The following is a 24742-nucleotide window of genomic DNA, read 5'->3' as shown; positions in this document are numbered from 1 at the left end:
AACTGATCGAGACAGACGGGTGGGCATCTATCTCCCGATCGCGGAAATTTCCGTCAACGTCTTCGTGCTGCTGGCCATGGGCGCCGCGGTGGGCTTCCTGTCGGGCATGTTCGGGGTGGGCGGCGGCTTCCTGATCACGCCGCTCTTGATCTTCTACAACATCCCGCCGGCGATCGCGGTCGCCACCGGCGCCAACCAGGTTATTGCTTCTTCCGTCTCCGGCGTGTTGTCGCACATGAAGCGAGGGACGCTCGACTTCAAGCTCGGCAGCGTGCTTCTGGCCGGCGGCGTCGTCGGCTCAACCGGCGGCATCTATGTGTTCGGCTTCCTGCGCAGGCTCGGCCAGCTCGACCTGTTCATCTCGCTGCTCTACGTCGTGCTGCTCGGCACCGTCGGCGGGCTGATGCTGGTCGAGAGCATCAACGCCCTGCGCGCCACGCGCAGCGGCGCGGCACCGGTGCTGAAGAAATCCGGCCAGCACAACTGGATCCACCGCCTGCCGCTGAAGATGCGCTTCCGCGCGTCGAAACTGTTCGTCAGCGTCATTCCGGTGCTCGGGCTTGGTGCCGGCATCGGCTTCCTGTCGTCGATCATGGGTGTCGGCGGCGGCTTCATCATGGTGCCGGCGCTGATCTATCTCTTGAAAGTGCCGACCAATGTCGTCATCGGCACCTCGCTGTTCCAGATCATCTTCACCTCCGCCTATACGACGCTGGTTCACGCCACCACAAACCAGACCGTCGATGTGATGCTGGCATTCCTGTTAATGGCCGGCGGCGTGGCTGGGGCGCAATATGGCGCCAAGGCCGGCCAGCGGCTGCGCGGCGAGCAATTGAGGGCGCTCCTGGCGCTGCTGGTGCTGGCGGTGGCGATCCGGCTTGCCACCGATCTGTTCGTCACGCCGCCAAACCTTTATTCGCTGTCCGGCCTGGGCCTCAACTGATGAATGGCCTGAAAGCGCTCGCAGCCGTCGCTCTCCTGTCCCTGATCGCCGCCGCGCCGGCGAAGGCGCAGACGCCGCTGACGGAAGGCATCCAGATCGGCCTTTCCACCGACGCGGTGTCGATCACCGCCGGTTTTTCCGGCGCCGACCTGACCATCTTCGGTTCGCTGGAAAATCCCGACCCGCTGGTCGCACGCCAGGGCCGTTACGACGTCATCGTCGTGCTCGAAGGGCCGCCGAAACCGGTGGTCGTGCGCCGCAAGGACCGGGTGCTGGGCGTCTGGGTCAATTTGGATTCCGAGACCTTCGAGAACGTGCCGGTGTCCTATTCGGTCGCGACGACGCGGCCGCTGCAGGACATCACCGAACCCAACAGCTACAAGCAGCTGTCGCTCGGCGCCTCCAACCTCTATATGCAGCCCGCCGAAGCCGGTGACAGCCCGGCGACGATCGAGGAATTCACGGCCGCGTTGCGCGAACGCAAGGCCGCCGCCGGCCTCTACAGCGAGAATGTCGGGGGCGTGCAATTCCTGTCGCAGAACCTGTTTCGCGCTACCGTCAGGCTGGCGCCTGATGTCTCGGTCGGCACGCACAAAGCACGCGCATTCCTGTTCAAGAGCGGCCTATTCGTCAAGGAGAGTTCGGCGCAGCTCGAAATCCGCAAATCGGGCTTCGAACAATCGATCTTCCGCGTTGCCCACGACTATTCGTTCCTCTACGGCGTGTTCGCCGTATCGCTGGCCATGGTGACGGGCTGGCTCGGCCGGCTGGTGTTCCGCAAGGATTGATGCCGCGGGAAAAGAGGGTTCCCCTTTTCGCCGCCATGCGATAAACCGCCGCCTCCCAACCCAGGGGCAAACAAGCACATACCGTTCGCCAGGAGCGGTCCGGCATCCCGATGACAGCGGCGACGCGTCGCCGCTGTTTTGCCGCCATGAAACAATGACAGGAGGCTGCGATGCATCAGGCATTCGGCGGCATCGACTTCGGCACGTCCAATTCCACGGTGGGCGTCATCCGCAACGGCAAGGCGCGGCTGGTCCCGCTGGAGGGCGGGCAGCCCACTTTGCCAAGTGCCGTGTTCTTCAATTTCGAGGACGGCCATACTTATTTCGGCCGCCGCGCGATCGGCGACTATACCGACAGCATCGAAGGCCGCCTGATGCGCTCGTTGAAGAGCGTGCTCGGCAGTTCGCTCGCCCACGAGAAGACGCGGATCAAAGCACGCCAGATCGGCTTCATCGACATTATCGGCCTGTTCATCGGTCATCTGAGGACGCGGCTGGAAGAGGACGCCGGCGGCGTGGTGGAGAGCGTGGTGCTCGGCCGCCCGGTGCAGTTCGTCGATGACGACGCGCAAGCCGACGCGGAGGCGCAAGGCGAACTCGAGAAGGCTGCCCGTGCCCAAGGCTTCAAGCATATCGCTTTCCAGTTCGAGCCGATCGCGGCGGCGCTCGATTACGAGCAGAAGGTGACACGCGAGGAACTGGCGCTGATCATCGACATGGGCGGCGGCACGTCCGACTTCTCCATCGTGCGGGTCTCGCCGGAGCGCGCGCGATCGACCGATCGCAAGGACGACATCCTGGCCAGCCGCGGCATCCATATCGGCGGCACTGATTTCGACCGGTTGCTGAGCATCGCCCATGTCATGCCACAGCTCGGCTACCTCTCCGCGACCAAGGACGGCAAGCGCAATCTGCCGGCCAGCTACTTCATCGATCTCGCCACATGGCAGCGCATCAATCTGGTCTACACCGCCAAGGCGATGACGCATCTGCGCCAGATCCGCTACGAGGCCGCGCGCGCCGACCTGGTCGACCGCTTCATCCATATCGTCGAGCACCGCTACGGGCACGCGCTGGCGGCGCTGGTCGAGAAGGCCAAGATAGAGCTGACCGACATGTCATCGGCGGACGTGGCGGTGAAGCTGCCGGGCGCGGCGTTCGCCGCCGGGATCACACGCGACGGGCTGGAGGCGACGATCGCTCGGGACATCGAGCGGGTTACCGAAACGGTGGCACAGACCATCCGCGACGCCGGGGTCAAGCCCTCCGACATCACCGCGGTGTTCCTGACCGGCGGATCGACGGCGATCCCGCTGGCAAGGCGGGAAATCCTGTCGCTGGTGCCGCGGGCTTCCGTCATAGAAGGCGATATGTTCGGATCGGTCGGGCTCGGCCTGGCGCTCGATGCGCAGCGGAAGTTCGGCTGAACCTACCCCAACGTAGACCCGTTCGCCTCCGCGGCCAGATGCGCCTTCAGCGCCATCTGGGCCAGGCTTGCCTGACGGTCGCGATGGGTGATCATGGCGAAGTCGCGCTTCGGCAATTCGATCGGCACGGCTCTCAGGCTCCCTTCGGCGACCGCGCGCCCGGCGACCAGCTCTGAAATGATGGTCGCGCCGGCTCCCGCCTCGACAGCCTGGCGAACCGCCTCGTTGCTGGGCAGCACCAGGAATATCCTGAGGTCGGCAAGCGAAATCCCCTCGCGGCGCGCCAGATCCTCCAGCACCTCGCGCGTGCCGGAGCCGCCCTCGCGGATTATCCAGCGCAGGCCGGTGATGTCGGGGCGGCCCGGCGCGGTTTCGGCGATCTCTGGATGGGAGCTGGCAACGACCAGCATCAACCGGTCGGTATCGACCTTGACGCGGCGCAATAAGTCGGACTCGGTGCGCCCTTCGACCAGGCCGAGATCGGCGGTTCCATCCAGCACGCTGGCCTCGACCTGCCTTGTGTTGCCGATGGTGACGCTCAGCCTGACGGCCGGATAGGCCTCGTGGAAAGAGGCCAGCCGGCGCGGCAGCCAGTAACTGGCGATGGTCAGGCTGGCGGCGATGGAGAGGCTGCCGGCGACCGTCTGCGAAACATGTTCCAGGACATTGCGCGCGGCGGCGGCCCGCTCCAGCACGGCCTTGGCCTCCGGCAGAAACCGATGGCCGGTCTGAGCCAGCTCGATGTTGCGGCCGACGCGGTTGAACAGATGGACGCCATGCTGCTCTTCCAGAGCGCGAATGGCCGCCGACGCGGCCGACTGGGAAATGCCCAGGAGCTCCGCCGCCTTTGTCATGTGGCCGCGCTCTGCGACGGCGACGAAAATGCGCAACTGATCCAGGGTCATGCCTGTATTAAGAACCAATATCGATCGAATTTACAAGAACAACTGATTAGACGGATCGATAGCTTTATTCTACTTTTTCGTCGGAAGTTAGAAAAAATTAGCCTGCAGGTCGCAAAGAGCAAAATGGTCGGGCGGTTCAGGTCCCTGCTTGCGCATTGGAGCCGCGGTATAAGGCGACGGCTGGCCGGTGATCGCTACCATCCCGAAGAACATTATATGCGCGGCCCCGGGCCGAAGACGCGGGCCAAATCCGCTGGCCGCGCGAGCACCACGGGATCATGATGCAAGGACCGCCGCGCGGCGCCAATTCAGCCCCCTCGCAACGCCCGCTTGCCGACACGCGGGCGCCCGATGAAGGCGACGGTGTCGACACCTCGCCTGATGTTTCCGACAGCATCGCCAAGACGACCTGCTACATGTGCGCCTGCCGCTGCGGCATCGACGTGCACATCAAAGACGGCAAGGTCCGCTACATCAACGGCAACAAGGATCATCCGGTCAATCGCGGCGTGATCTGCGGCAAGGGCAGCTCCGGCATCATGCAGCACTACAGCCCGGCCAGGCTGAAGAAGCCACTCTTACGCACCGGGCCGCGCGGCTCGGGTGAGTTCCGCGAGATCGAGTGGGAGGAGGCCTTCTCGATCGCCACCGAGCGGCTGTCGAATATCCGCCGGACCGATCCTAAGAAACTCGCTTTCTTCACGGGCCGTGACCAATCACAATCTCTTACAGGGTGGTGGGCGAGCCAGTTCGGCACGCCGAACTTCGCCGCTCATGGCGGCTTCTGTTCGGTGAACATGGCGGCGGGCGGGCTCTACACGATCGGCGGCTCGTTCTGGGAGTTCGGCGAGCCCGATTGGGACAACACGAAATACTTCATGCTGTTCGGCGTTGCCGAGGACCATGATTCCAATCCGATCAAGATCGGACTGGGCAAGCTCAAGGCGCGCGGCGCCAAGGTGGTGTCGATCAATCCATGCCGGACCGGCTACAATGCGATCGCCGACGACTGGATCGGCATCCGGCCCGGCACGGACGGCCTGTTCGTGTTCGCGCTGATCCACGAACTCTTGAAAGCCGGCCGCGTCGATCTCGATTATCTGCTCCGCTACACCAACGCGCATGTCCTGGTTATCCAGGAGCCGGGCGCGGCCGATGACGGGCTGTTCATGCGCGACAGCGACGGCAATCCGCTGGCATGGGACAGAGTGGCGACGACCTCCGTCAACGCAGTCGATTCAAATGCCAAACCGGCACTGACCGGCAGCTTCACAGTCGACGGGCGCAGGTGCCTTCCCGTGTTCCAGCTGATCGCGGACCGCTACATGGACGTCAGCTATTCGCCCGATGCGGTCGCGGAGCGTTGCGGCATCCCGGCCGGAACGATCCGCCGGATCGCCGCCGAACTGGCCCATGTCGCCTTCGAGCAGGCGATCGAACTGCCGGTCGCATGGACCGACTGGGCCGGACGGCGGCACGATACGATCACGGGACGGCCGGTTTCGATGCATGCCATGCGCGGCATCTCGGCCCATTCCAACGGCTTTCACACCTGTCGCGCCATCCACCTGCTGCAGGTTCTGCTGGGCACGGTGGACGTGCCGGGCGGCTTCCGCTTCAAGCCGCCCTATCCCAGATCGGCGCCGCCCGGCCCGAAGCCCTGCGGCAAGGATGTCAGGCCGATGACGCCGCTCGACGGCATGCCGCTCGGTTTCGTCTGTGGACCCGACGATCTGCTGGTCGACGAAGCGGGCACGCCGCTGCGCATCGACAAGGCCTATTCCTGGGATTCGCCGCTTGCGGCGCATGGGCTGATGCACACAGTCATCCGCAACGCCTGGGCCGGCGATCCCTACCCGATCGACACGCTGATGATGTACATGTCGAACATGGCCTGGAATTCCTCGATGAACACCGTCGAGACCATGGCCATGCTCACCGACCATGACGAAGCGGGCAACTACAAGATCCCCTCCATCATCTATTCCGATGCCTACTACTCCGAGACCGTGCCGTTCGCGGACCTGGTCCTGCCCGACACCACCTATCTAGAGCGTCATGACTGCATCAGCCTGCTCGACCGGCCGATCAGCCATGCCGACGGGCCGGGCGACGCCATTCGCCATCCGGTCGTCGAGCCCGACCGCGACGTCAGGCCCTTCCAGTCGGTGCTGATCGACCTCGGCGCGCGGCTTGGCCTGCCCGGCTTCGTCGATGACGAAAGCTCGCCGAAGTACCGCGACTATGCCGACTACATCGTCAATCATGAACGCACGCCCGGCATCGGCCCGCTCGCAGGCTGGCGCGGCAAGGACGAAAACTCGATCGGCAAGGGCGACGTCAATCCCAACCAGTTGCAACGCTACATCGACAATGGCGGGTTCTGGCACCACGATTTCACCGAGGACCAGCGCTACTACAAGATGGCCAACCGCTCCTATCTCGACTTCGCGGTGCAACTGGGCTTCATCCCCAAGGCCGAGCCGATCGTCTTCCAGCTCTATTCCGAACCGATGCAGCGTTTTCGGCTGGCCGCGCGTGGTCATGGCCGGGTGGTGCCGCCCGAAAGCGAACGCAAGCGCGTCGAGACCTACATGGACCCGCTGCCGTTCTGGTACATGCCGTTCGAGGAAGCGTCCGTCGACCAGGAAGAATACCCGCTGCACGCGCTGACGCAGCGGCCCATGCACATGTACCATTCCTGGGGTTCGCAAAATGCGTGGTTGCGGCAGATCACCAGCCAGAACCGGCTGTTCGTGCATCAGCAAACCGCCGCCGGGCTCGGCCTTGGCGACGACGACTGGGTGTGGATCGAGAGCATCAACGGCAGGGTCAAGGGGCAGATCAAGCTGGTCGAAGGGGTCAACGAAAGCACGGTGTGGACCTGGAACGCGATCGGCAAGCGACGCGGCAGTTGGGGGCTGAAAGACGATGCCGCCGAAAGCAATCGCGGCTTCCTGCTCAACCACATCATTGGAGACCAGACCTTGGCCGACGCGCAGGGCAAGCGTTATTCGAATTCCGATCCGGTCACGGGCCAGGCGGCGTGGTTCGATCTGCGCGTGCGCATCGTCAAATGCGCGGCGGAGGAGGCCGGCTTCACCGAGCCGCAATTCGAGCGTTTTCAACAGCCGCCGCATTTCGAACCCTCGCCCGACAAGCTCACTTTCGGCGCCGGGTTTCGGCAGGCAAGAGAGGCAACCGAATGACCTGTCTTCCAAGTCCAGGCGGCAAGAAGCTTGGCCTCGTCATCGACCTCGACACCTGTGTCGGCTGCCAGGCCTGCGTCACCGCTTGCAAGGAATGGAACACCGGCGGCCACATGGCGCCGCTGACCGACATCGACCCCTATGGCGGCCATGTCGACGGGGTCTGGTTCAACCGCGTGCACAGTTACGAGCACATCACCGAGATGGGTGGGCGCACGGTCAACTTCCCGCGTTCCTGCCTGCATTGCGAGACGCCGGCCTGCGTCACCGTCTGCCCGACCGGCGCCTCCTACAAGCGCGCGTCGGACGGCATCGTGCTGATCGACGAGGACAAGTGCATCGGCTGCAAATTGTGCAGCTGGGCCTGCCCTTACGGCGCGCGCGAATTCGATGGCGATGTCGGGGTGATGAAGAAATGCACGCTCTGCGTCGACCGCATCTACAACGACAACCTGGCCGAGGGGGACCGCGTGCCGGCCTGCGTCGCCGCCTGCCCGACCAGCGCCCGGCATTTCGGCGACCTCGGCGATCCCCAATCCCCCGTTTCGCAACTGGCGGCGGAGCGCGGCGGTGTCGACCTGATGTCCGAACTCGGCTATCGCCCGACCAACAAATACCTGCCCCCGCGCGCTCACACGCAACGCGCCGCATCGGTGATCGCTCCCGCGCTGGAGCCGCTACGGGCCGAGGGCGGTTTCCTTGGCTGGGTCGACCGCATGCTTTCGAGCTGACCATCCATGCATCCGGCTTTTTCCGTCGTCTTCTTCACCACCGCCACGGGTGCCGGCTATGGGCTGCTCGCGCTGCTGGGCGTGCTCGGCCCGGCCGGCTTCGTCGCGCCCGATTTCTGGCCGGGCTTCGTCGGCATGGGGCTGGCGCTCGGCCTGATCGCCGCCGGCCTGTTGTCATCGACCGGCCATCTCGGCAGGCCCGAACGGGCCTGGCGGGCGTTCTCGCAATGGCGCAGCTCATGGCTGTCGCGCGAAGGCGTTGCCTCGGTCGCCACCTTCATTCCCGCAGGCGTGTTCGGCGTAGGCTGGGTCTTCCTTAGCCGCCTCGATGGCTGGGTGGCGGCCGCCGGCGTCTTGGCCGCCGTCGGCGCCATAGCCACGGTCTGCATGACAGGCATGATCTATGCCTCGCTGAAACCCATCGCCCACTGGCACAGCCCCTACACCTTGCCCGGCTATCTCATCTACTCGGCGATGAGCGGCAGCGTGCTTCTGAACGCTGTGCTGCAAGCATTTTCTCTCGGCTCGAAAATGCTTCTGGCGGCTTCCGCGCTGCTCACTTTGCTTGGCTGGGGCTGGAAGCTGGCGACCTGGCGCCACAACGACCGGCTTGAAATCCCGACCAATGCCAACACCGCGACGGGGCTGACCGGTGGCACGGTGCAGTCGCTGGAGTGGCCGCATACGGAAGAAAACTACCTGCTCAAGGAAATGGGTTTTCGCATCGCGCGCAAGCACAGCGCAAAGCTGCGCCGGATCACGCAGGCGCTGGCCTTCGGTTTGCCGATCCTGTTGCTGCTTGCCGCCTTCGCCTTGCCGTGGCCGCTCGCGGCGGCGCTATCGGCGCTGGCCGCGATCGCCCAGTTTGCCGGCATGCTGGTCGAACGCTGGCTGTTCTTCGCCGAAGCGAAGCACACGGTCATGCTCTATTATGGGCGATAGATCTCAGCCTGGCCGCAGCATCGAGTGCGAGATGGCGAAGATGCGCTCGGTGCCGAGCATGTAGGCCATCAGCGACTCCAGGCGAAACAGCCCGGCATAGGCGCGGTCGAGCACGTTGAGCGAACCGGTATAGGCGCCGAAGGCCGGCATGATCATGCGGCCGCCATCGCCGGCAAAGCAGCGCCTGCGCACCGAGCGGCCTTGTTGCACGATGCGGGCGCAGGGATGGAGGTGGCCCGATATTTCCCCCTCTACCCTCACCTTCGATGGCTCATGCCGGAACAGCAGCGAGCCTATGGCCAGTTCCCGCACGGTCTCGCCAGGCAGATCCGCCGGCGCTTCGGGGTCGTGATTGCCGGCGACCCAGAACCAGTCACGGCCTGCCATCTGCGCTTCCAGCCGTTCGCGAAAGCTCGAATGCATGCGCGCGGCGCCGCCGCCATCGTGGAAGGAGTCCCCCAGGCTGATGACGATCGACGGCTGGTAGTCCGATATGACCGCCTGCAGCCTGAGCAGGGTCGCGCCAGTATCATAGGGCGGGATGAGCGTGCCGCGCCTTGCCAGGGACGACCCCTTCTCCAGATGCAGGTCCGATACCGTCAGCAGCTTGAGCTCGGGGAAATACAGCACGCCGCGCGGATCGCAGACCGCGCGCTCGTCCGCGATGCCGACGAGATCGGCCTCGGCGATCAGCGATGCGCGCGCCAGCGAGAAATTCATTCATCAACCATCCCGGGCCCCATGGCCTCTTCGACCAGTGTCGCCGCATCCATAAGCAGCGTTTCATCGGCCTCGCCGTTCACCGGCATCTTGCCGATCTCGAGCATGATCGGCACGGCAAGCGGCGATATCTGTTCGAGCGCCTTATGCATGATTCGACCCTGGATGCGCGAGAGCATGTCCGCAAGTCTGCTGACATCGAGCAGGCCGGTCGCCGCATCGGCACGCGTCGCCTGAAGCAGGATGTGGTCCGGCTCATGGCTGCGCAGCACATCGTAGATCAGGTCGGTCGACACGGTGACCTGCCGGCCGCTCTTCTCTTGGCCGGGGTGACGTTTTTCGATCAGGCCCGAGATCAGCGCGCAATTGCGGAAAGTGCGCTTGAGAAGCCAGCTGTCGGCCAGCCAGGCTTCGAGATCGTCGCCCAGCATGTCCTGGTCGAACAGCGCGCTCAGTGAAGGTTTCCTGGCTTTGAACATCGCGCCCATGTCGCCCAGCGACCATATGGCCAAGGCATAATCAGTGGCGACAAAGCCGAGCGGCCTGACGCCCGCCCTGTCGAGGCGACGGGTGAGCAACATGCCAAGCGTCTGGTGCGCCAGCCTGCCCTCAAAGGGATAGGCGACCAGATAATGGCGATTGCCACGCGGAAAGGTTTCGATCAGCAAATCGTCGCGCTTGGGCAGCATGGATTTGTCCGACTGGAACCGCAGCCAGTCGGCCACCTGCTCCGGCAGCTTCTTCCAGCGCTGCGGATCGTCCAGCATGATGCGGACCTGCTCTGCGAGGTAGGTCGAGAGCGGGAACTTGCCGCCGCCATAATATGGCACCTTGGCGTCGCTGCCGGGCGCGTTCGACACGAAGCACTCATTCTCGCGGATGCCCTCGAAACGCAGCACCTTGCCGGCGAACATGAAAGTATCGCCATGCGTCAACGTTTCGAGGAAGGCCTCCTCGATCTTGCCGAGCACGCGGCCACCGTGCGACGCCGCCCCTTTGCTGCCGGCCTTGACGTAACGCACGTTGAGGGCGGGCACCTCGATGATGGTGCCGACATTGAGCCTATATTGCTGGGCGACGCGCAGATTGGAGACGCGCCACAGCCCGTCCTTGTTAAGGCGGATGCGGGCATAGCGCTCATAGTTCTTCAGTGCATAGCCACCGGTGGCTACGAAATCGATGACACGGTCGAAGGTCGGCCGATCGAGGCCGGCATAGGGTGCCGCCGTTCGTACCTCCTCGTATAGGTCATCGGCGCGGAACGGTGCGCCGCAGGCGCAGCCGAGCACATGCTGGGCCAGCACGTCGAGCCCGCCATTGACCAGTGGCGGCGTATCCTGCGCGCCGAGATAATTGGCGTCGAGTGCGGCCCGGCACTCCAGCACCTCGAAACGGTTGGCGGGGATCAAAATCGCCTTGGACGGCTCATCCATGCGGTGATTGGCACGGCCGATGCGCTGTGCCAACCGGCTGGCGCCCTTCGGAGCACCGACATGCACGACCAGATCGACATCGCCCCAGTCGATGCCGAGATCGAGCGTCGACGTGGCGACGATGGCGCGTAGCGCGTTCTCGCCCATTGCCTTCTCGACGCGCCGGCGCTGGGCGACGTCGAGCGAGCCATGATGCAAGGCGATCGGCAAGGTGTCCTCGTTGACGCGCCACAACTCCTGGAACAGCAGCTCCGCCTGGCTGCGTGTGTTGACGAAAAGCAAGGTCGTCTTGTGGCGCTTGATCTCGCGGTAGATTTCCGGCGTGGCGTAGCGCGCCGAGTGCCCTGCCCACGGCACGCGCTCCTCGGAATCGAGGATCGAGATTTCGGGCTTGGCACCACCCGTCACAGTGATCAATTCCGCCATGTCACCCGGTGGGTTCTGGCTGACCAGCCAGCGCCGCAATTCGTCCGGCTCGGCCACCGTCGCCGACAGGCCGATCGTCTGCAGGCTTGGGACAAAGCTGCGCAACCGCGCGAGGCCGAGCGCCAAAAGATGGCCGCGTTTCGACGTCACCAGCGAATGCAATTCGTCGAGCACGACATAGCGCAGATCCTCGAAGAAACGCCTGGCGTCGGAAGCCGCGATCAGCAGCGCAAGCTGCTCGGGCGTCGTCAAAAGAATGTCCGGCGGCACCAGCTTCTGGCGCTGGCGCTTGTGGGCGGGGGTGTCGCCGGTGCGCGTTTCGATGGTGACGGGCAGGCCGATCTCCTCGACCGGCTTCCCGAGATTGCGCTCGATGTCGACGGCCAGTGCCTTAAGCGGCGAGATGTACAGCGTGTGAATCCCGCGCCGCGCCTGGCCTGGTTTTCGCCTTGGCCTGACGGCCAGTTCGGTCAGCGACGGCAGGAAGCCGGCCAGCGTCTTGCCAGCGCCGGTCGGTGCGATCAGCAGCACCGATTGCCCCGCCTGGGCCTTCGCCAGGAGCTCGATCTGATGAGCGCGCGGCGACCAGCCTTTCTCGCCGAACCATTTTAGGAATGGCTCGGGCAAGACGACTGCGGCATTCTGGTCGGCGAGGCGGGGCTCAACTGTCACGCGCCAGAGGTAGCGCGGCGACAGTCAATCGCCAAGCAGATTCGGAACAAAAGGGGATCGAAAAAGCGTTACGGGCGCCGGAACCCTGTAGGCCCGCCATAGAGATAGCCGATGCGGGCGATTGCTTCCTTCAGCCCTTCGCGCGACACAAGCATGGTGTGGCCGTTGGCGTGGATCATGGTTTCGGCGTCGGTCATGATGGCGACATGCCCTTTCCAGAACACCAGGTCACCACGTCGCAGCCCCGAAAAATCAGGGCCCGCATCGAGCGGCTCGCCGATCGAGGCGGCCTGCATGTCGGAATCGCGCAGCACATTCCTGCCCGCCATGCGCATGGGCAGTTGCACCAGGCCGGAGCAGTCGATGCCGAAGCCGGAAACACCGCCCCATAGATAGGGCGTGCCGAGAAATGTCTCGGCCACAGACACATAGTCGCCGGCCACTTCGCCGATTGGCTGCAGATGGCCAGCGATCACGGCTTTACCGGAGGGCAGCAGCGCATAGTGCGTGCCCCGTGTTTCAGCGGCACCCGTAACGGCTACGGTCGATCCCATGGACAATTGCCCGGCAATCGGAAAGCGCAGGTCCGGACCGGGATAGAGAAACGTGCGTGGCACCGAAACGATATGAGTGGACGCATGGTCGCGCCCGCCCAGCATGGCATCGGCGACATAGCCGACATAGCCATCGCGTTCGCCCTGGACCCAGGCCCAGCCTTCGGTTTGCTCGAAGACGAGGACATCGTCGCCGAACAGGAACTGCGTGTTGATGCCGGCATCCGGGCGTGGCGCCTTGCGCACTTCGGCAACGGATGCGGAAATCCGCGCCGGCCGGCCGGCGACGAAACGCTCCGCCGTGACCTCGCCTATCAGGCGCGAATCGGCAAGGTCGGAGCGGAAAGCGTGCAGGCGGGCGTCGTGGGCGGTCAAATCGGCAATCCAGTTAGTTAGACAGAGCACTTGTCAGATCGGCAGTTCGTGGGCCTTGGCGATGATACCATCTCCGAAACGCTCGACAAAGAGCGCGCCTTCGACGGTGCGCTTGATCAGGACGTTGCGCTTGTCGAGCTCGTCGCGATGGCGCGACACCAGTTTCAGCGCGCCCATCGTGTCGAGCGCGCGCGTGATAACCGGCTTGGTGACGTTGAGGCGGGCGGCGAGCCCGCGCACGGTGTGCGGCGGCGGATCGAGGTAGATGGTGAACAGGATCGCCGTCTGGCGCATGGTGAGATCAGGCGCGTCCTCGCGCACCTGCGACAGCATCACTTGCTGCCACAGTCGCAGGGCCTGGCTCGGGCGCATCGCAATCGACATCGCGCCAGCATGACGGCAAATTGTTTCGGTTCCGTTTCAGTTCTCGAAATCGCCGACTCTGCTTGCGGCAATCAGCCATAGCGCGTCGAGATGATCCGCTCCAGCGCCCGGATGCCCTGCGCCTCACCGCCGGCCGGGCCATGCGGGCGATCGGCGGGGTTCCAGGCGAAGATGTCGAAATGCGCCCAGCTTGCCGTCTTCTCGACGAAGCGCTTGAGGAACAGCGCCGCGGTGATCGAACCGGCGAAACCATCTGATGTGACATTGTTGATGTCGGCTATCTTCGACGACAGTTTCGCGTCGTAAGGCCGCCATAGCGGCATGCGCCACAGCGGATCCTCGACCGCCAGCGACGCCGCCGCCAGCTCCGAGGCAAGCGCCTCGTTATCGGTGTAGAAGGGCGGCAGGTCGGGGCCAAGCGCAACGCGGGCGGCGCCGGTCAGCGTCGCCATGTCGATGAGAAGCTGCGGCTCCTCGTCGTCGGCCAGCGCCAGCGCGTCCCCCAGCACCAGCCTACCCTCGGCGTCCGTGTTGCCGATCTCGACCGTGATGCCCTTGCGGCTCGCCAGCACGTCTCCCGGGCGGAAAGCGTTGCTGGCGATCGAATTCTCGACCGCGGGGATCAGCACGCGCAGCCGCACATTGAGCCCGGCGGCCATGATCATCGAGGCCAGGCCCAGCACATTGGCGGCGCCACCCATGTCCTTCTTCATCAACAGCATGCCCGATGACGGCTTGATGTCGAGCCCGCCCGTGTCGAAGCAGACGCCCTTGCCGACCAGCGTCACCTTCGGCGCGCCCTGCCGCCCCCAGGTCATGTCGATCAGACGCGGGGCATCGGACGAAGCGCGGCCGACGGCATGGATCATCGGGAAGTTCTGTGCGAGCAGGTCGTCGCCCTTGATGACCGAGACTTCGGCCTTGTGAGCCCCAGCCAGGATCCGCACCGCCTTCTCCAGATCGTCCGGTCCCATATCGTTGGTCGGTGTGTTGACCAGGTCGCGCGTCAGGAAAACACCATCGACGACGCGGCGAACGCGCTGCGCATCGACACCGGCCGGCAGCTCGAAGCGCAGCGCCTTGCCCGGTTTCTTGCCGTAGCGGGCAAAGACATAACCGCCGAGCACGATTGCAAGAGCCGCCAATTCCGGCTCCGCGGGCATGGAGGCAAAATGCCAATCGCCCTCCGGCAAGGTTTTCGCCAGCGCACCGACGGCAAGCGCGCCCTCGCCCTCACCGAGGCCGAACATGGCGCCGCCAAGCGCTCCGTTCTCGCCTGGCAGGACCAGCGTCCTGCCAGCCTCGCCGGAAAAGCCGTTTGCCTTGGCCCATGCGACAATAGACGGCGACAGACCGGCTGCCTCCAGCCCATCCCTGGCGACCAGATGGATTGGCAGCGGGTTCTTCGGCTTGCTCTCGACCAGTTCAACGGACATCAGATGTTTCTCCTGCCGAGTTTGCGAGTCGGCGCGTCTTAACCCTCCGTTAGGGTTAACAGAATATTTCTGCTGGAGGGAAGATGGTCACGCAATGGCCACGCATGAATGGAGGCCCAGGTGCCGATGCCGACCAACCGCACGATAGACATCCGGGGAAAACGGCTCATTACCACGGCATTCATGCTAGCGCTCGCGGCGGGCGTTGCCGGTTGCGCGACCGACAAACTCACCACAGGCTCGATCGGACGCACCAGCGGCAAGCCGCTGGAAACGATGTCGGCGGGAGAATTGCACAACGCCACGGCCGCACTTGGCCAATCCTACGCGAGGAACCCCAACGACAAGCGGATAGCGACCAACTTCGCGGCGGCGCTGCAGATGGACGGCGATGCCGACCAGTCGCTTGCCGTGATGCGCAAGCTGGCGATCGCCTACCCCAAGGACCGCGAAGTTCTCGCCGCCTATGGCAAGGCATTGGCCGCCAATGGCCAGCTCGAGGCAGCGCTCGACGCCGTGCGCCGCGCACAAACGCCGGAATACCCCGACTGGAGGCTGGTGTCGGCGGAGGCGGCCATCCTCGATCAGGTCGGCCAGAAGAACGAAGCGCGCCAACTCTACCGCAAGGCGCTTGAACTCAAGCCGAACGAGCCATCGATCCTTTCCAATCTCGGCATGTCCTATGTGCTGGAAGGGGATTTGCGCACCGCCGAGACCTATATGCGCTCTGCCGCCCAGCAGCCGAATGCCGACAGCCGGGTGCGTCAGAACCTGGCGCTCGTTGTCGGGCTGCAAGGTCGCTTCGACGAAGCCGAGAAGATCGCCTCGCAAGAACTTTCCCCCGAACAGGCGCAGGCCAACGTCGCCTATCTCCGGCAGATGCTGGCCCAGCAGAACGCCTGGAGCCAGCTCAAGGATCAGGACAAGGCGAAAACGGCGAAAACCGCCACCAACTGATCGTCGCGCGCGGCGCCCGATCGCGCCAAACGAAAGAGCCGCGTGGCATTTTCCGCGCGGCTCTTTCGCTTTGGATTGTGCGGATTCGCCTACTGGGTGCCGTTGCTTTGCGACTGGCCGAAGATGCCGCGCTGGCTGACCTGGATGCCGGCAGGACCCAGGATGATGGCGAACAGCACCGGCAGGAAGAACAGGATCATCGGCACGGTGAGCTTGGGCGGCAGCGCGGCGGCCTTCTTCTCGGCCGCGTTCATGCGCATGTCGCGGCTTTCCGCGGCAAGCACACGCAGTGCGAGCGCCACTGGCGTGCCGTAGCGCTCGGCCTGGACGAGCGCCTGTGACACGGACCTGACCGATTCCAAGCCGGTACGGCTCGCAAGATTCTCGTAAGCCTGCTTACGTTCCTGCAGGTATGAGAGCTCGGCGTTGGTCAGGATGAATTCTTCCGCCAGGGCCACCGATTGCGCGCCGATCTCGTCGGCGACTTTGCGCAGGCCGGCTTCCACCGACATGCCGGATTCCACGCAGATCAGCATCAGGTCGAGCGCATCCGGCCACGCCAGCTGGATCGACTGCTTGCGCTTGGTCGCGCGGTTGTTGACGTAGAGGACCGGCGCATAGAAGCCGCCATAGGCAACGAGGATGCAGACGAAAAGCCGGATCACCAATGGCTTGTCGGGCAACCCTCCCAGCACGAAAATATAGAACAGACCCAGCGCGAAACCGACAAAAGGAAGCACCAGACGGAAGAACAGAAATCGCGTTAGCGGATTTTGCCCGCGAAAGCCGGCGACCTTCAGCTTTTGCAAGGTGGACTCGTCGGCCAACGCACGGCGCAGATCGAGCCGGTCGACAATGTTGCGCATACCGACCGACTGCTGCTCGCGCAGGCCCTTGCGGCGGCGATCGGCCTCGTTCGCAAGCCGCGCGCGCTGCTTGGCGCGAAGCTCGTCACGCTCCAGCGCGACCGACTTCATGCGCGCCTTGAGCTGGTTTCCGCCAAGGGCCGGCAGCAGCGTAAAAACGGTTGCGAACACGGCGACAGCGACCAGCATCGCAATCAGGAGGCTGGGATCCGTCAGTGATTTGATGACTTGTTCGGTCATGCCACGGCCCTAGACTTCGAAATTCATCATCTTGCGCATCACGAAGATGCCGATCGACATCCAGATGCCGGAAACACCGAGGATCAGATGGCCGACGCTGGTCGTGAACAGCGGCATCAGGTAGTTGGGACTGGAGAGATAGACGAGAAAGGCAACGATGAAAGGCAAGGCGCCGATGATGGCGGCGGATGCTTTCGCCTCCATCGACAGGGCCGCGACCTTGGCCTTCATCTTCTTGCGGTCGCGCAAGACGCGCGAAAGATTGCCTAGCGCTTCGGAGAGATTGCCACCGGCTTGCGACTGGATCTGGATGACGATGCCGAAGAAGCTCGCCTCGGTGCATGGCATGGTTTCGGGCATGCGCAAGGTGGCGTCGGGGATCGACAGGCCCATCTGCTGCGAATCGACGATGCGGCGAAACTCGGTCTTGACCGGTTCAGGGGATTCGTTGGCGATCAGGCGTATGGCATCGTTCAGCGGCAGGCCGGACTTGACCGCCCGCACGATGACGTCGAGCGCGTTTGGAAATTCGTTGAGGAATGACTTGACGCGCCGGCTACGACGAAAAGAAACGAACCAACGCGGCAGGCCAAGCGCTCCGGCGAGCAGCACACCGGGCAAGACAATCATCGGCGCACCGGCCACGAACGCGACCACCGTCAGCGCGAGACCGCAGATGGCCGAATAAATATAGAAACGTTCGATCGACACCTTCATCCCAGCCTGGCGAAGCTGCGCTTTCAGCGGCGGCTTCTTGACGGCGATGTCCTTGGATTTCTGCTTTTCGTCCAGATCCTTCAGTGAATCCTGCACCGATTTGCGGCGCTTGGCGGCGTCGGCCGCCCGGTCGCGGGTGGCCTTGACGACGGAACGGTCCGTCTCGGCGGCCTTGATCGTTTCCAGCCGCCTGCCGGCCTGTTTCTCGTTGCTGATCTGGTTGAACAGAAATACATAGGCGACCGCGCCGGCGCTGAAGCCGGCGAGTACGACAAACGCCAGTACGGTGCCGTCAATTCCAAACATCGACCAGAACCTTCACGCCTGTGAGTGCGTCAGTCAGCACGTTTCTCCATGGCCTCGAGCGCTATTGCGAGGCGCTGCTCTTCGCCGTAGTAGCGCGCGCGTTCCCAGAAATGCGGGCGGCCGATGCCGGTCGAGACGTGTTCTCCCAGCAGCCTGCCGTTGGCGTCCTCGCCCTTGATGTTGTAGAGGACGATATCCTGGGTGATGACGACGTCGCCCTCCATCCCGATCACTTCGGTGATATGGGTGATGCGGCGCGATCCATCGCGCAGGCGTGCCGCCTGGATGATGACGTCGATGGAGCCGACGACGATTTCGCGCACGGTTTTCTGCGGCAGCGAATAGCCGCCCATGGCGATCATGGATTCGATACGGTTCAGGCATTCGCGCGGGCTGTTGGAGTGGATCGTGCCCATCGAGCCGTCATGGCCCGTGTTCATCGCCTGAAGAAGGTCGAAGACCTCGGGTCCGCGCACTTCGCCGACGATGATGCGTTCAGGCCGCATGCGCAGGCAATTCTTGACCAGGTCGCGCATCGTCACCTCGCCCTCGCCCTCGAGATTGGGCGGACGCGTTTCCAGGCGCACGACATGCGGCTGCTGCAGCTGCAGTTCGGCCGAGTCCTCACAGGTGATGACGCGCTCGTCGCGGTCGATGTAGTTGGTCAGGCAGTTGAGCAATGTCGTCTTGCCGGAGCCGGTGCCGCCCGAGATGACGATGTTGCAGCGGACACGGCCGATGATCTTGAGAACTTCTGCCCCTTGCGGAGAGATGGCGCCGAACTTGACCAGCTGATCGAGCGTCAGCTTGTCCTTCTTGAATTTGCGGATGGTGAGCGCGGTGCCATCGATAGCCAGCGGCGGCGCAATGACGTTGACGCGCGACCCGTCGGGAAGACGAGCGTCGCAGATCGGGCTGGATTCGTCGACGCGGCGGCCGACCTGGCTGACGATGCGCTGGCAGATGTTGAGAAGCTGCTGGTTATCGCGAAACCGAATGCCGGTCTGCTCGACCTTACCGTTCACTTCGATGTAGACGTTCTTGGACCCGTTGACCATGATGTCGGCGATGTCGTCGCGCGCCAGCAACGGCTCGAGCGGCCCATAGCCAAGCACGTCATTGCAGATGTCCTCGAGCAGTTCTTCCTGCTCGGCGATCGACATCGCGAAGTTCTTGATCGCGATGATGTCGTTGACGATGTCGCGGATTTCCTCGCGCGCGCTTTCGGGATCGAGCTTGGCGAGCTGCGACAGGTCGATCGTATCGATGAGAGCCGAGAACACCTGGCTCTTGGTGTCATAGTAGGTTTCGCTCTTTTCGCGGCCCCTCCTCGGTTCCGGCGCCATGGGTGGCGCTTCGACCGCGCGCCTGGCCGGCGGCGCGACAGGTGCGCTCGGCTGAGGCGTGGCCGCGGGCCGGGCAAGCACCGCGGTGTCGGCCGGACCCGCGGCGGCCGGCGCAATCGTAGCCGGTGCCGGTGCCGGCTGGCGGAATTCCGGCGTGAACCGGTTGCCGTCGTCGTTGCCTCTTTTACCGAACATGACCGACTACCGACCCCATTGCGTCACTTCTTGTTGCGCGAGAGCTTGCCGAGCAGACTGCCCAGGCCAGCTTTCTTCTTCGCCCGGATTTCGCTGCGGCCCGTCAGCACATGGGCAATCTCGTTGATCGTGGCCACAACCGGATTCTTGGCATCCATCTCGCCCAGCATGCGCCCGTTGTTTGCGGCATTGCCGAACAGCAGGGGATCAAAGCCGATGACCGACATTGGTGTCAGGCCGAGCGGTTCGGCGAAATCGGATGCCGAGATCTCGGGCCGCTTGGGCACGCCGGCCTGGTTGATGATCAATTTCGGCGGCGGGTCGTTCGGACGAAGCCGCTTCAACATGTCGACCAGGTTCTTGGTGTTGCGCAGATTGGCCAGTTCCGGAGTCGCCGTGATGACGATCTCGTCAGCCTTGACCAGCGTGTTCTTGGCCCATCCCGTCCAGACATGAGGAACATCGAGCACAAGCAGCGGCACGCTGCGCTGCGCGGTATCGACAAGTTGCGCGAAGGCATCGGGATCGAAGTCGTAGACGCGTTCCAGCGTCGAGGGCGCCGCAAGCAGCGACAGGTGCTCGGCGCATTGGGTCAACAGCCGGTCGAGATAGACTTCGTCTATGCGCTCGGGCGAGAACACCGCCTCGGCGATGCCCTGGGCCGGATCCTGGTCGAAATTGATGTTGGCGGTGCCGAAGGCGAGATCGAGGTCGGCGACAACGACCTCGGATTTGAACAGGGAGGACATTGCCCAGGCGACGTTGTGGGCGATCGTGGAAGAGCCGACGCCGCCCTTGGCGCCGACGAAGGCGACGGTGCGGCCGAGCGGTTCGGCATCCGGATCGACGAAGATCGACGACACGACGCTGACGATGTCGGCCATCGACACCGGCGCGATGACATACTCGGAGATGCCGGAACGGATGAGTTCGCGATAAAGACCGACATCATTGTAGTGACCGATCACCACCACTTTCGAGGATGGATCGCAGTATTCCGAAAGCTGGGCGAGCTGCTCCAGCAATTGCTTGGGTTCGCTGCGCGATTCCAGCAGGATCAGGTTCGGTGTCGGCGCCGACTGGTAGAATTCGATTGCGGTGGCGACGCCGCCCATATGGACCTTGAGATGCGCCTTGGTCATGCGACGGTCCTCCCCGGCGCGCTGGACCGGATTGGCAACGCCCTCGGTCTCGCAGAATGCCTGGATCGAAATGCGCGGAACCGGCCGCAACGCCTGCATCGCGGCGACGTCCTGCGGCGAGGTATCGCCGCCCTCGACGGTGGCGTCATAGGCAAGGCTGCTCATGGTTGGTTGCCCCTAGACTTTGCAATCATAATCAGTAATCGACTTCTTGGTTGACCGGAGGCACTGCCAACGGAACTTTCCGATAGTCATCGATGACCTGACCACGCCGTTCCGCATCGATGGTGGTCTGCTTGCGCGGCCCGAGAAGATCATTTGGATTGGCCATCTGAGCGGCAAGATTGTTCTGATAGGAGCAGCCGAAATCGGCGTAGTGCTTGTTTTCCGAGGTGTCCACCAGGTCATCGGGCCAACGCCCGCATTTGTCGGTCTGTGCCCTCACCGCGATATAGGAAACGCGAACCGGGGCTGAGGCCTCGCTCGATCCAGCCTGATAGGAGACCACAACGATCCGGTCGCGCTTGATACCGGCGGCGACCGCGAGCCGGGCGAAATCGCGGCCAGCCGCCGTCGCGGCGACTTCGTTGGCCGATCCGCTTGGAACCTGGATCGTCAATGTCGGAGCGGCAGACTTATCATAGCCGTCGAGGAAACCCAGAAGCGTGTCGCGCTGCGAGCCGGTCATGCCACGGTCGCCGGCGCCGACGGGAAGATCGATCTTCTGGTTCTTCTCCGCGATGACGATCGGATGATTGGTGCGATAGTCGTCGGGGATGGCGCCGACGGTAACGCTGTCGCGGTGGGCGCAACCGGCCAGGAGAGCCGTCAACGCTGCCGCGAGGATCGGAAGGACCCGCAGGCCTGTCCAAGAACGGCCGGAGCGCATCGCAGAGATCCTTGCCTTCAATGCTGACTGAGACATGTCCGCTTTCCCGTTCACTTGTAGATAAAGCCGACGACGCCGTGATAGCGACCGTTGGGCCTGTCGGTCTGCATGGTGCCGTAGACGCGATTGACACGCCCAAGGAACATCCCGGCGCCATCGCTCGGAGGGTTGAAATTGTCGTCCGGCTTGGCGAGATCATTGCGTGCCACTGGCCGCGCCAGGTAGGGCGTGATGATGATGACGAGCTCGCTTTCGTTGCGGACGAAGTCCTTGCTGCGGAAGAGTGTGCCGAGCACGGGAATCTTGGCGAGACCTGGCAGACCGGAGACTGCCTGACGGACATCGTCGCGCACCAGGCCGGCGATCATCATGGAGCCGCCGGAGGGTAGCTCAACGGTGGTGTCTGCCAGGCGTTTGCGAATCGACAGTATGGTCATTCCAGGCAAGGCGCCTGCCCCTTCGAGCGTAGTGGCACCTTCCGCGGTCGGCTCCGATACGGAGGTCCTGACCTTCAGGCTGATGCGCCCGGCCGACAGCACTACGGGCTGGAACTCAAGCCCAATGCCATATTCGAGCTTGTCATTGGTGTACGTAACTTGGCCGGTCTGGTTGTCGCTCGAAACATTGTTGGTGCGTCCGGTGATGAGATTGAATTCCCCACCGACCTTGAACGTCGCCTTCTCGCCAGAAACCGCCGTGAGGGTCGGTTCGGCAAGCGTCTTCATGACGCCGCTTTGCTCCATCGCGTTGACGTAGGCCTGAATTCCATTGCCGAGGCCGTCGCCGAGCCTGAAGTATGAATTCTGCGAAAGTGGCTTGCCAAGTCCGTAATTGGGCGAACTCAAGGCCCCGTAGCTGATGCCGTTCGAGCTACCGCTGCTGAGCATGTTGACACCGAGTTGCTTCATCACGGAGCGACTGACTTCGGCGACGGTCACCTTCAGCGTGACCTGGTCGTCACCGATGATCTGCAAGAGATTGACGATCTTGGAGACACGGCGCTCCTGGTCCGGGTTGTTGATGTCGACACCGCTCTGGGCCGAGCCGCCGGCGGCGGTCTGCGAATACTGGCCCGTCGTCGCCTCACCGCCCGAGACGAAGATCGTCGCCAAGTCGACCGCTCGTTTGGCGTCCAGCGGCGTGTCGACGGTGCCGGTCAGGATGACGTTGTCGTTCAGCAGTTCCACCTTCACGGTCGATGTCGGAAGGAAGCGCTTGATATAGTCTTCCAGGCCGGCGACGTCGCGTTCGATGGCAAGATCCAGGCTGGCGATCTGTTCGCCGTTCGGTCCAAAGACGAAGATGTTGGTTTCGCCGACCGACTTGCCAAAGAGATAGATACGCCTTGCGGTACGGGTCACGGCGTCGGCAACAGAGGGATTGGCGACAAGAATGTCATAGGCATCGCTCGGCAGGTCTATGACCACCGACTTGTTGAGGCCCAGCTTGACGCGCTGGGTGGCTGTCGTGGCCGACACCTGCGTGCTCTTCGCCTCGACGCCCTGCACATTCGCTCCGACCAGCAGCAGGCCGAATGCCATGGCTGCGATTGCCGGCAGTTTAGCGCTTAGCCTCATTTCCTTGCCCCTACCTCGGAGACTTCGCCCGACTTGATCAGCCTCACCGTTCCCCTGCGACCATTGCCGGAAACGAGATAGTCGGCCTCGTCCACATTCTTTTCCTGGGTGTCCGTGATCGCCCGCAGCGCCAGCGTCAGGCGATCCGCCATCTGCTGGGCAACGGTGATGATCTCCGCCTGTTTGGGTGTCAGCTCCAGCGTGGCGGTCTGGCCTACCCTGGTCTTCTTGCCTTCCTCGTCTTCCTGGATGGTCTGATCGATTGCCAGGACGCGGATATTCTTCAGGATGGTCTCGGTGCTGAAGCCGGCCCCAGTGTTGGCATCGGCCCTGCGGGTCATGATGACGTCGACGAAATCGTTTGGAAGGATGAAGCCGCCGGCCGAGGTGTCGGCCGATATGGTCGTGGCGACCGCCCGCATGCCGGAAGGCAGGATGGACGACATGAAGCTTTGCCCCTCGCCGATCAGCTTGGAGCGCCGCACGGGCTCGCCCGCATACATCGGCACACGGGCAATCGACCCTTTCAGCTTCTCCAGGGCATCGGGAGCGGTGGCCTTGGTGATGAAATTCGCGTTGATGCCGTCAGCGGGCCAGGATTGCCAGGCGATGCTGTTCTGGAGCGCGTTGCCCATCGCGACATCACCCGAAAGCACGAGCACATCCTGCAGGGATACCGCCGGGGCCTGGGGGCCAGAATCGACGACGATCTGAGGCGGCGGAGCGACCATGTTTTTTGCGACATAGCCAGCACCGCCCGCCGCGGCCACCGCCACGCTCAGAATAATCAATCGGGATGCTGGCATCTGTCCGAACCCTCGCCCTTGGCAAACCACCTAGCCAAGCCGGACTTTGCAGCGGCAATCGTCAAAACAAGGTTAATGCAATGCTTACGATCGTGATTAATTTAAGGTTTACATAAATTGGATGGATCGCGCCGAGATGCGTGGAAATGCTGGGCCGCCGCTCCGCAAGACGGCTTGCAAGGCATGCCAGCCGACGAAAAATTGATGAATTCAGTTCGCCAGCCTTGCCAGCGCCCATACCATCATGGGGGAATCGGGGAAGGTCAGCAGTCCGCCCAGGCCGAGCGCGATCCCATAGGGAACACCGGCCGACTCTTCGGCGAAATGACGCAGGAATGGATTGCGGCCGGTGAAAACCGCCAGCGTCGACTTCCGGTAAAGCAGGATGGCGATTGTCAGAAGGCCGCCGATGAATGTCGAGACGACAAGATATTCGACGAGATGCACGTTGAGCCCCATCCACACGGCCGTGGCGGCCAGCAGTTTGGCGTCGCCGCCGCCCATGCCACCCAAGGCGAACAGGCCGAACGTCACGGCAAGGACGATGGCGCCGGCGGCGAAATGTCCGCCATAGGCTGCCCAGTCCATGCCCGTCAGCGGCGCCACCAGCGCGAAGACGACGACAAGCAGCACCGGCACGCGATTGGCGATCGTCATCGACAGCATGTCGGAGATCGCGGCGAACAGCATGCAGAACGGGAAGACGACGAAGATCAGGGCTTCAAGCATCGGCGCTTATGCCTATTGTGCGGATTT

Annotated in this window: 21 protein-coding genes; 7 read left to right on the top strand and 14 right to left on the bottom strand. The window is 63.4% G+C overall.

What is annotated here, in order from left to right; translation table 11 throughout:
• Nucleotides 1-19: 19 nt before the first annotated feature.
• The 3 genes from FJ954_RS05410 to FJ954_RS05400 all read left to right on the top strand — a co-directional run bounded on the left by FJ954_RS05410 (nucleotide 20) and on the right by FJ954_RS05400 (nucleotide 3158).
• The gene (locus tag FJ954_RS05410) at nucleotides 20-943 is read left to right on the top strand and encodes a sulfite exporter TauE/SafE family protein (protein ID WP_015319313.1); all 924 of its coding nucleotides are present in this window, start codon (nucleotides 20-22) and stop codon (nucleotides 941-943) included.
• Nucleotides 943-1731 carry a TIGR02186 family protein gene (locus FJ954_RS05405; protein ID WP_140614750.1) on the top strand — a complete coding sequence of 263 codons (789 nt, stop codon included), beginning with the start codon at nucleotides 943-945 and terminating at the stop codon, nucleotides 1729-1731. The genes FJ954_RS05410 and FJ954_RS05405 overlap by 1 nt, the downstream gene beginning before the upstream one ends.
• Before the next feature lie 170 nt (nucleotides 1732-1901).
• Nucleotides 1902-3158 (top strand): Hsp70 family protein, encoded by a 1257-nt coding sequence (locus FJ954_RS05400; protein ID WP_140660670.1) that lies wholly within the window; start codon nucleotides 1902-1904, stop codon nucleotides 3156-3158.
• Between the two features lie 2 nt (nucleotides 3159-3160).
• Here FJ954_RS05400 and FJ954_RS05395 read toward each other — a convergent pair whose 3' ends face one another.
• A complete protein-coding gene (locus FJ954_RS05395; protein WP_140660669.1) occupies nucleotides 3161-4063 on the bottom strand; it encodes a LysR family transcriptional regulator in 903 nt (300 codons plus the stop codon).
• Nucleotides 4064-4341: 278 nt separating this feature from the next.
• Here FJ954_RS05395 and FJ954_RS05390 point away from each other — a divergent pair, with 278 nt between their 5' ends.
• Genes FJ954_RS05390 through FJ954_RS05380 form a run of 3 tightly spaced genes read left to right on the top strand, consistent with a single transcriptional unit; the run spans nucleotide 4342 to nucleotide 8945 of the window.
• Nucleotides 4342-7272, top strand: coding sequence for a molybdopterin oxidoreductase family protein (locus FJ954_RS05390; RefSeq protein ID WP_181177749.1), 2931 nt, complete (start codon nucleotides 4342-4344; stop codon nucleotides 7270-7272).
• Nucleotides 7269-8003, top strand: coding sequence for a 4Fe-4S dicluster domain-containing protein (locus FJ954_RS05385; RefSeq protein WP_140660668.1), 735 nt, complete (start codon nucleotides 7269-7271; stop codon nucleotides 8001-8003). The genes FJ954_RS05390 and FJ954_RS05385 overlap by 4 nt, the downstream gene beginning before the upstream one ends.
• A 6-nt stretch (nucleotides 8004-8009) precedes the next feature.
• Entirely contained in the window at nucleotides 8010-8945 is a 936-nt protein-coding gene (locus FJ954_RS05380) for a DmsC/YnfH family molybdoenzyme membrane anchor subunit (RefSeq protein ID WP_140660667.1), read from the top strand.
• A gap of 3 nt (nucleotides 8946-8948) precedes the next feature.
• Here FJ954_RS05380 and pdeM read toward each other — a convergent pair whose 3' ends face one another.
• The 5 genes from pdeM to FJ954_RS05355 form a co-directional block, all read right to left on the bottom strand.
• On the bottom strand, nucleotides 8949-9665 hold the full coding sequence (pdeM, locus tag FJ954_RS05375; RefSeq protein ID WP_140660666.1) for a ligase-associated DNA damage response endonuclease PdeM: 717 nt from the start codon (nucleotides 9663-9665) through the stop codon (nucleotides 8949-8951).
• A complete protein-coding gene (locus tag FJ954_RS05370; RefSeq protein WP_140660665.1) occupies nucleotides 9662-12196 on the bottom strand; it encodes a ligase-associated DNA damage response DEXH box helicase in 2535 nt (844 codons plus the stop codon). Before FJ954_RS05370 ends, pdeM begins: the two co-directional genes overlap by 4 nt.
• Nucleotides 12197-12264: 68 nt before the next feature.
• A complete protein-coding gene (locus FJ954_RS05365) occupies nucleotides 12265-13125 on the bottom strand; it encodes an NlpC/P60 family protein (protein ID WP_140660664.1) in 861 nt (286 codons plus the stop codon).
• Nucleotides 13126-13158: 33 nt separating this feature from the next.
• Nucleotides 13159-13509, bottom strand: coding sequence for a MarR family winged helix-turn-helix transcriptional regulator (locus tag FJ954_RS05360; protein WP_015319324.1), 351 nt, complete (start codon nucleotides 13507-13509; stop codon nucleotides 13159-13161).
• A 71-nt stretch (nucleotides 13510-13580) separates the two neighbouring features.
• Entirely contained in the window at nucleotides 13581-14945 is a 1365-nt protein-coding gene (locus FJ954_RS05355) for a leucyl aminopeptidase family protein (protein ID WP_140660663.1), read from the bottom strand.
• A 126-nt stretch (nucleotides 14946-15071) separates the two neighbouring features.
• Here FJ954_RS05355 and FJ954_RS05350 point away from each other — a divergent pair, with 126 nt between their 5' ends.
• Entirely contained in the window at nucleotides 15072-15902 is an 831-nt protein-coding gene (locus FJ954_RS05350; protein ID WP_140615415.1) for a tetratricopeptide repeat protein, read from the top strand.
• An 89-nt stretch (nucleotides 15903-15991) separates the two neighbouring features.
• Here FJ954_RS05350 and FJ954_RS05345 read toward each other — a convergent pair whose 3' ends face one another.
• The 8 genes from FJ954_RS05345 to FJ954_RS05310 all read right to left on the bottom strand — a co-directional run bounded on the left by FJ954_RS05345 (nucleotide 15992) and on the right by FJ954_RS05310 (nucleotide 24715).
• On the bottom strand, nucleotides 15992-17008 hold the full coding sequence (locus FJ954_RS05345) for a type II secretion system F family protein (protein WP_015319327.1): 1017 nt from the start codon (nucleotides 17006-17008) through the stop codon (nucleotides 15992-15994).
• Nucleotides 17009-17017: 9 nt separating this feature from the next.
• Nucleotides 17018-18031 carry a type II secretion system F family protein gene (locus FJ954_RS05340; RefSeq protein ID WP_015319328.1) on the bottom strand — a complete coding sequence of 338 codons (1014 nt, stop codon included), beginning with the start codon at nucleotides 18029-18031 and terminating at the stop codon, nucleotides 17018-17020.
• 29 nt (nucleotides 18032-18060) lie between these two features.
• A complete protein-coding gene (locus FJ954_RS05335; RefSeq protein WP_140660662.1) occupies nucleotides 18061-19572 on the bottom strand; it encodes a CpaF family protein in 1512 nt (503 codons plus the stop codon).
• A gap of 23 nt (nucleotides 19573-19595) precedes the next feature.
• Complete coding sequence (locus FJ954_RS05330) at nucleotides 19596-20879, bottom strand: CpaE family protein (RefSeq protein ID WP_140660661.1); 1284 nt, start codon at nucleotides 20877-20879, stop codon at nucleotides 19596-19598.
• 31 nt (nucleotides 20880-20910) lie between these two features.
• Nucleotides 20911-21639, bottom strand: coding sequence for a CpaD family pilus assembly protein (locus FJ954_RS05325; RefSeq protein ID WP_140660660.1), 729 nt, complete (start codon nucleotides 21637-21639; stop codon nucleotides 20911-20913).
• 14 nt (nucleotides 21640-21653) lie between these two features.
• Entirely contained in the window at nucleotides 21654-23180 is a 1527-nt protein-coding gene (locus tag FJ954_RS05320) for a type II and III secretion system protein family protein (RefSeq protein ID WP_140660659.1), read from the bottom strand.
• Entirely contained in the window at nucleotides 23177-23986 is an 810-nt protein-coding gene (gene cpaB / locus FJ954_RS05315) for a Flp pilus assembly protein CpaB (protein WP_140614762.1), read from the bottom strand. Before cpaB ends, FJ954_RS05320 begins: the two co-directional genes overlap by 4 nt.
• 210 nt (nucleotides 23987-24196) lie before the next feature.
• Nucleotides 24197-24715, bottom strand: coding sequence for a prepilin peptidase (locus FJ954_RS05310; protein WP_015319334.1), 519 nt, complete (start codon nucleotides 24713-24715; stop codon nucleotides 24197-24199).
• Nucleotides 24716-24742 lie beyond the last annotated feature (27 nt).

The sequence above is a fragment of the Mesorhizobium sp. B2-3-15 genome (genome assembly GCF_006442875.1).
Taxonomy (GTDB): Bacteria; Pseudomonadota; Alphaproteobacteria; order Rhizobiales; family Rhizobiaceae; genus Mesorhizobium; species Mesorhizobium australicum.
Note: the sequence above shows the minus strand (reverse complement) of the source record. Positions and strands in the feature narration are given on the sequence as shown.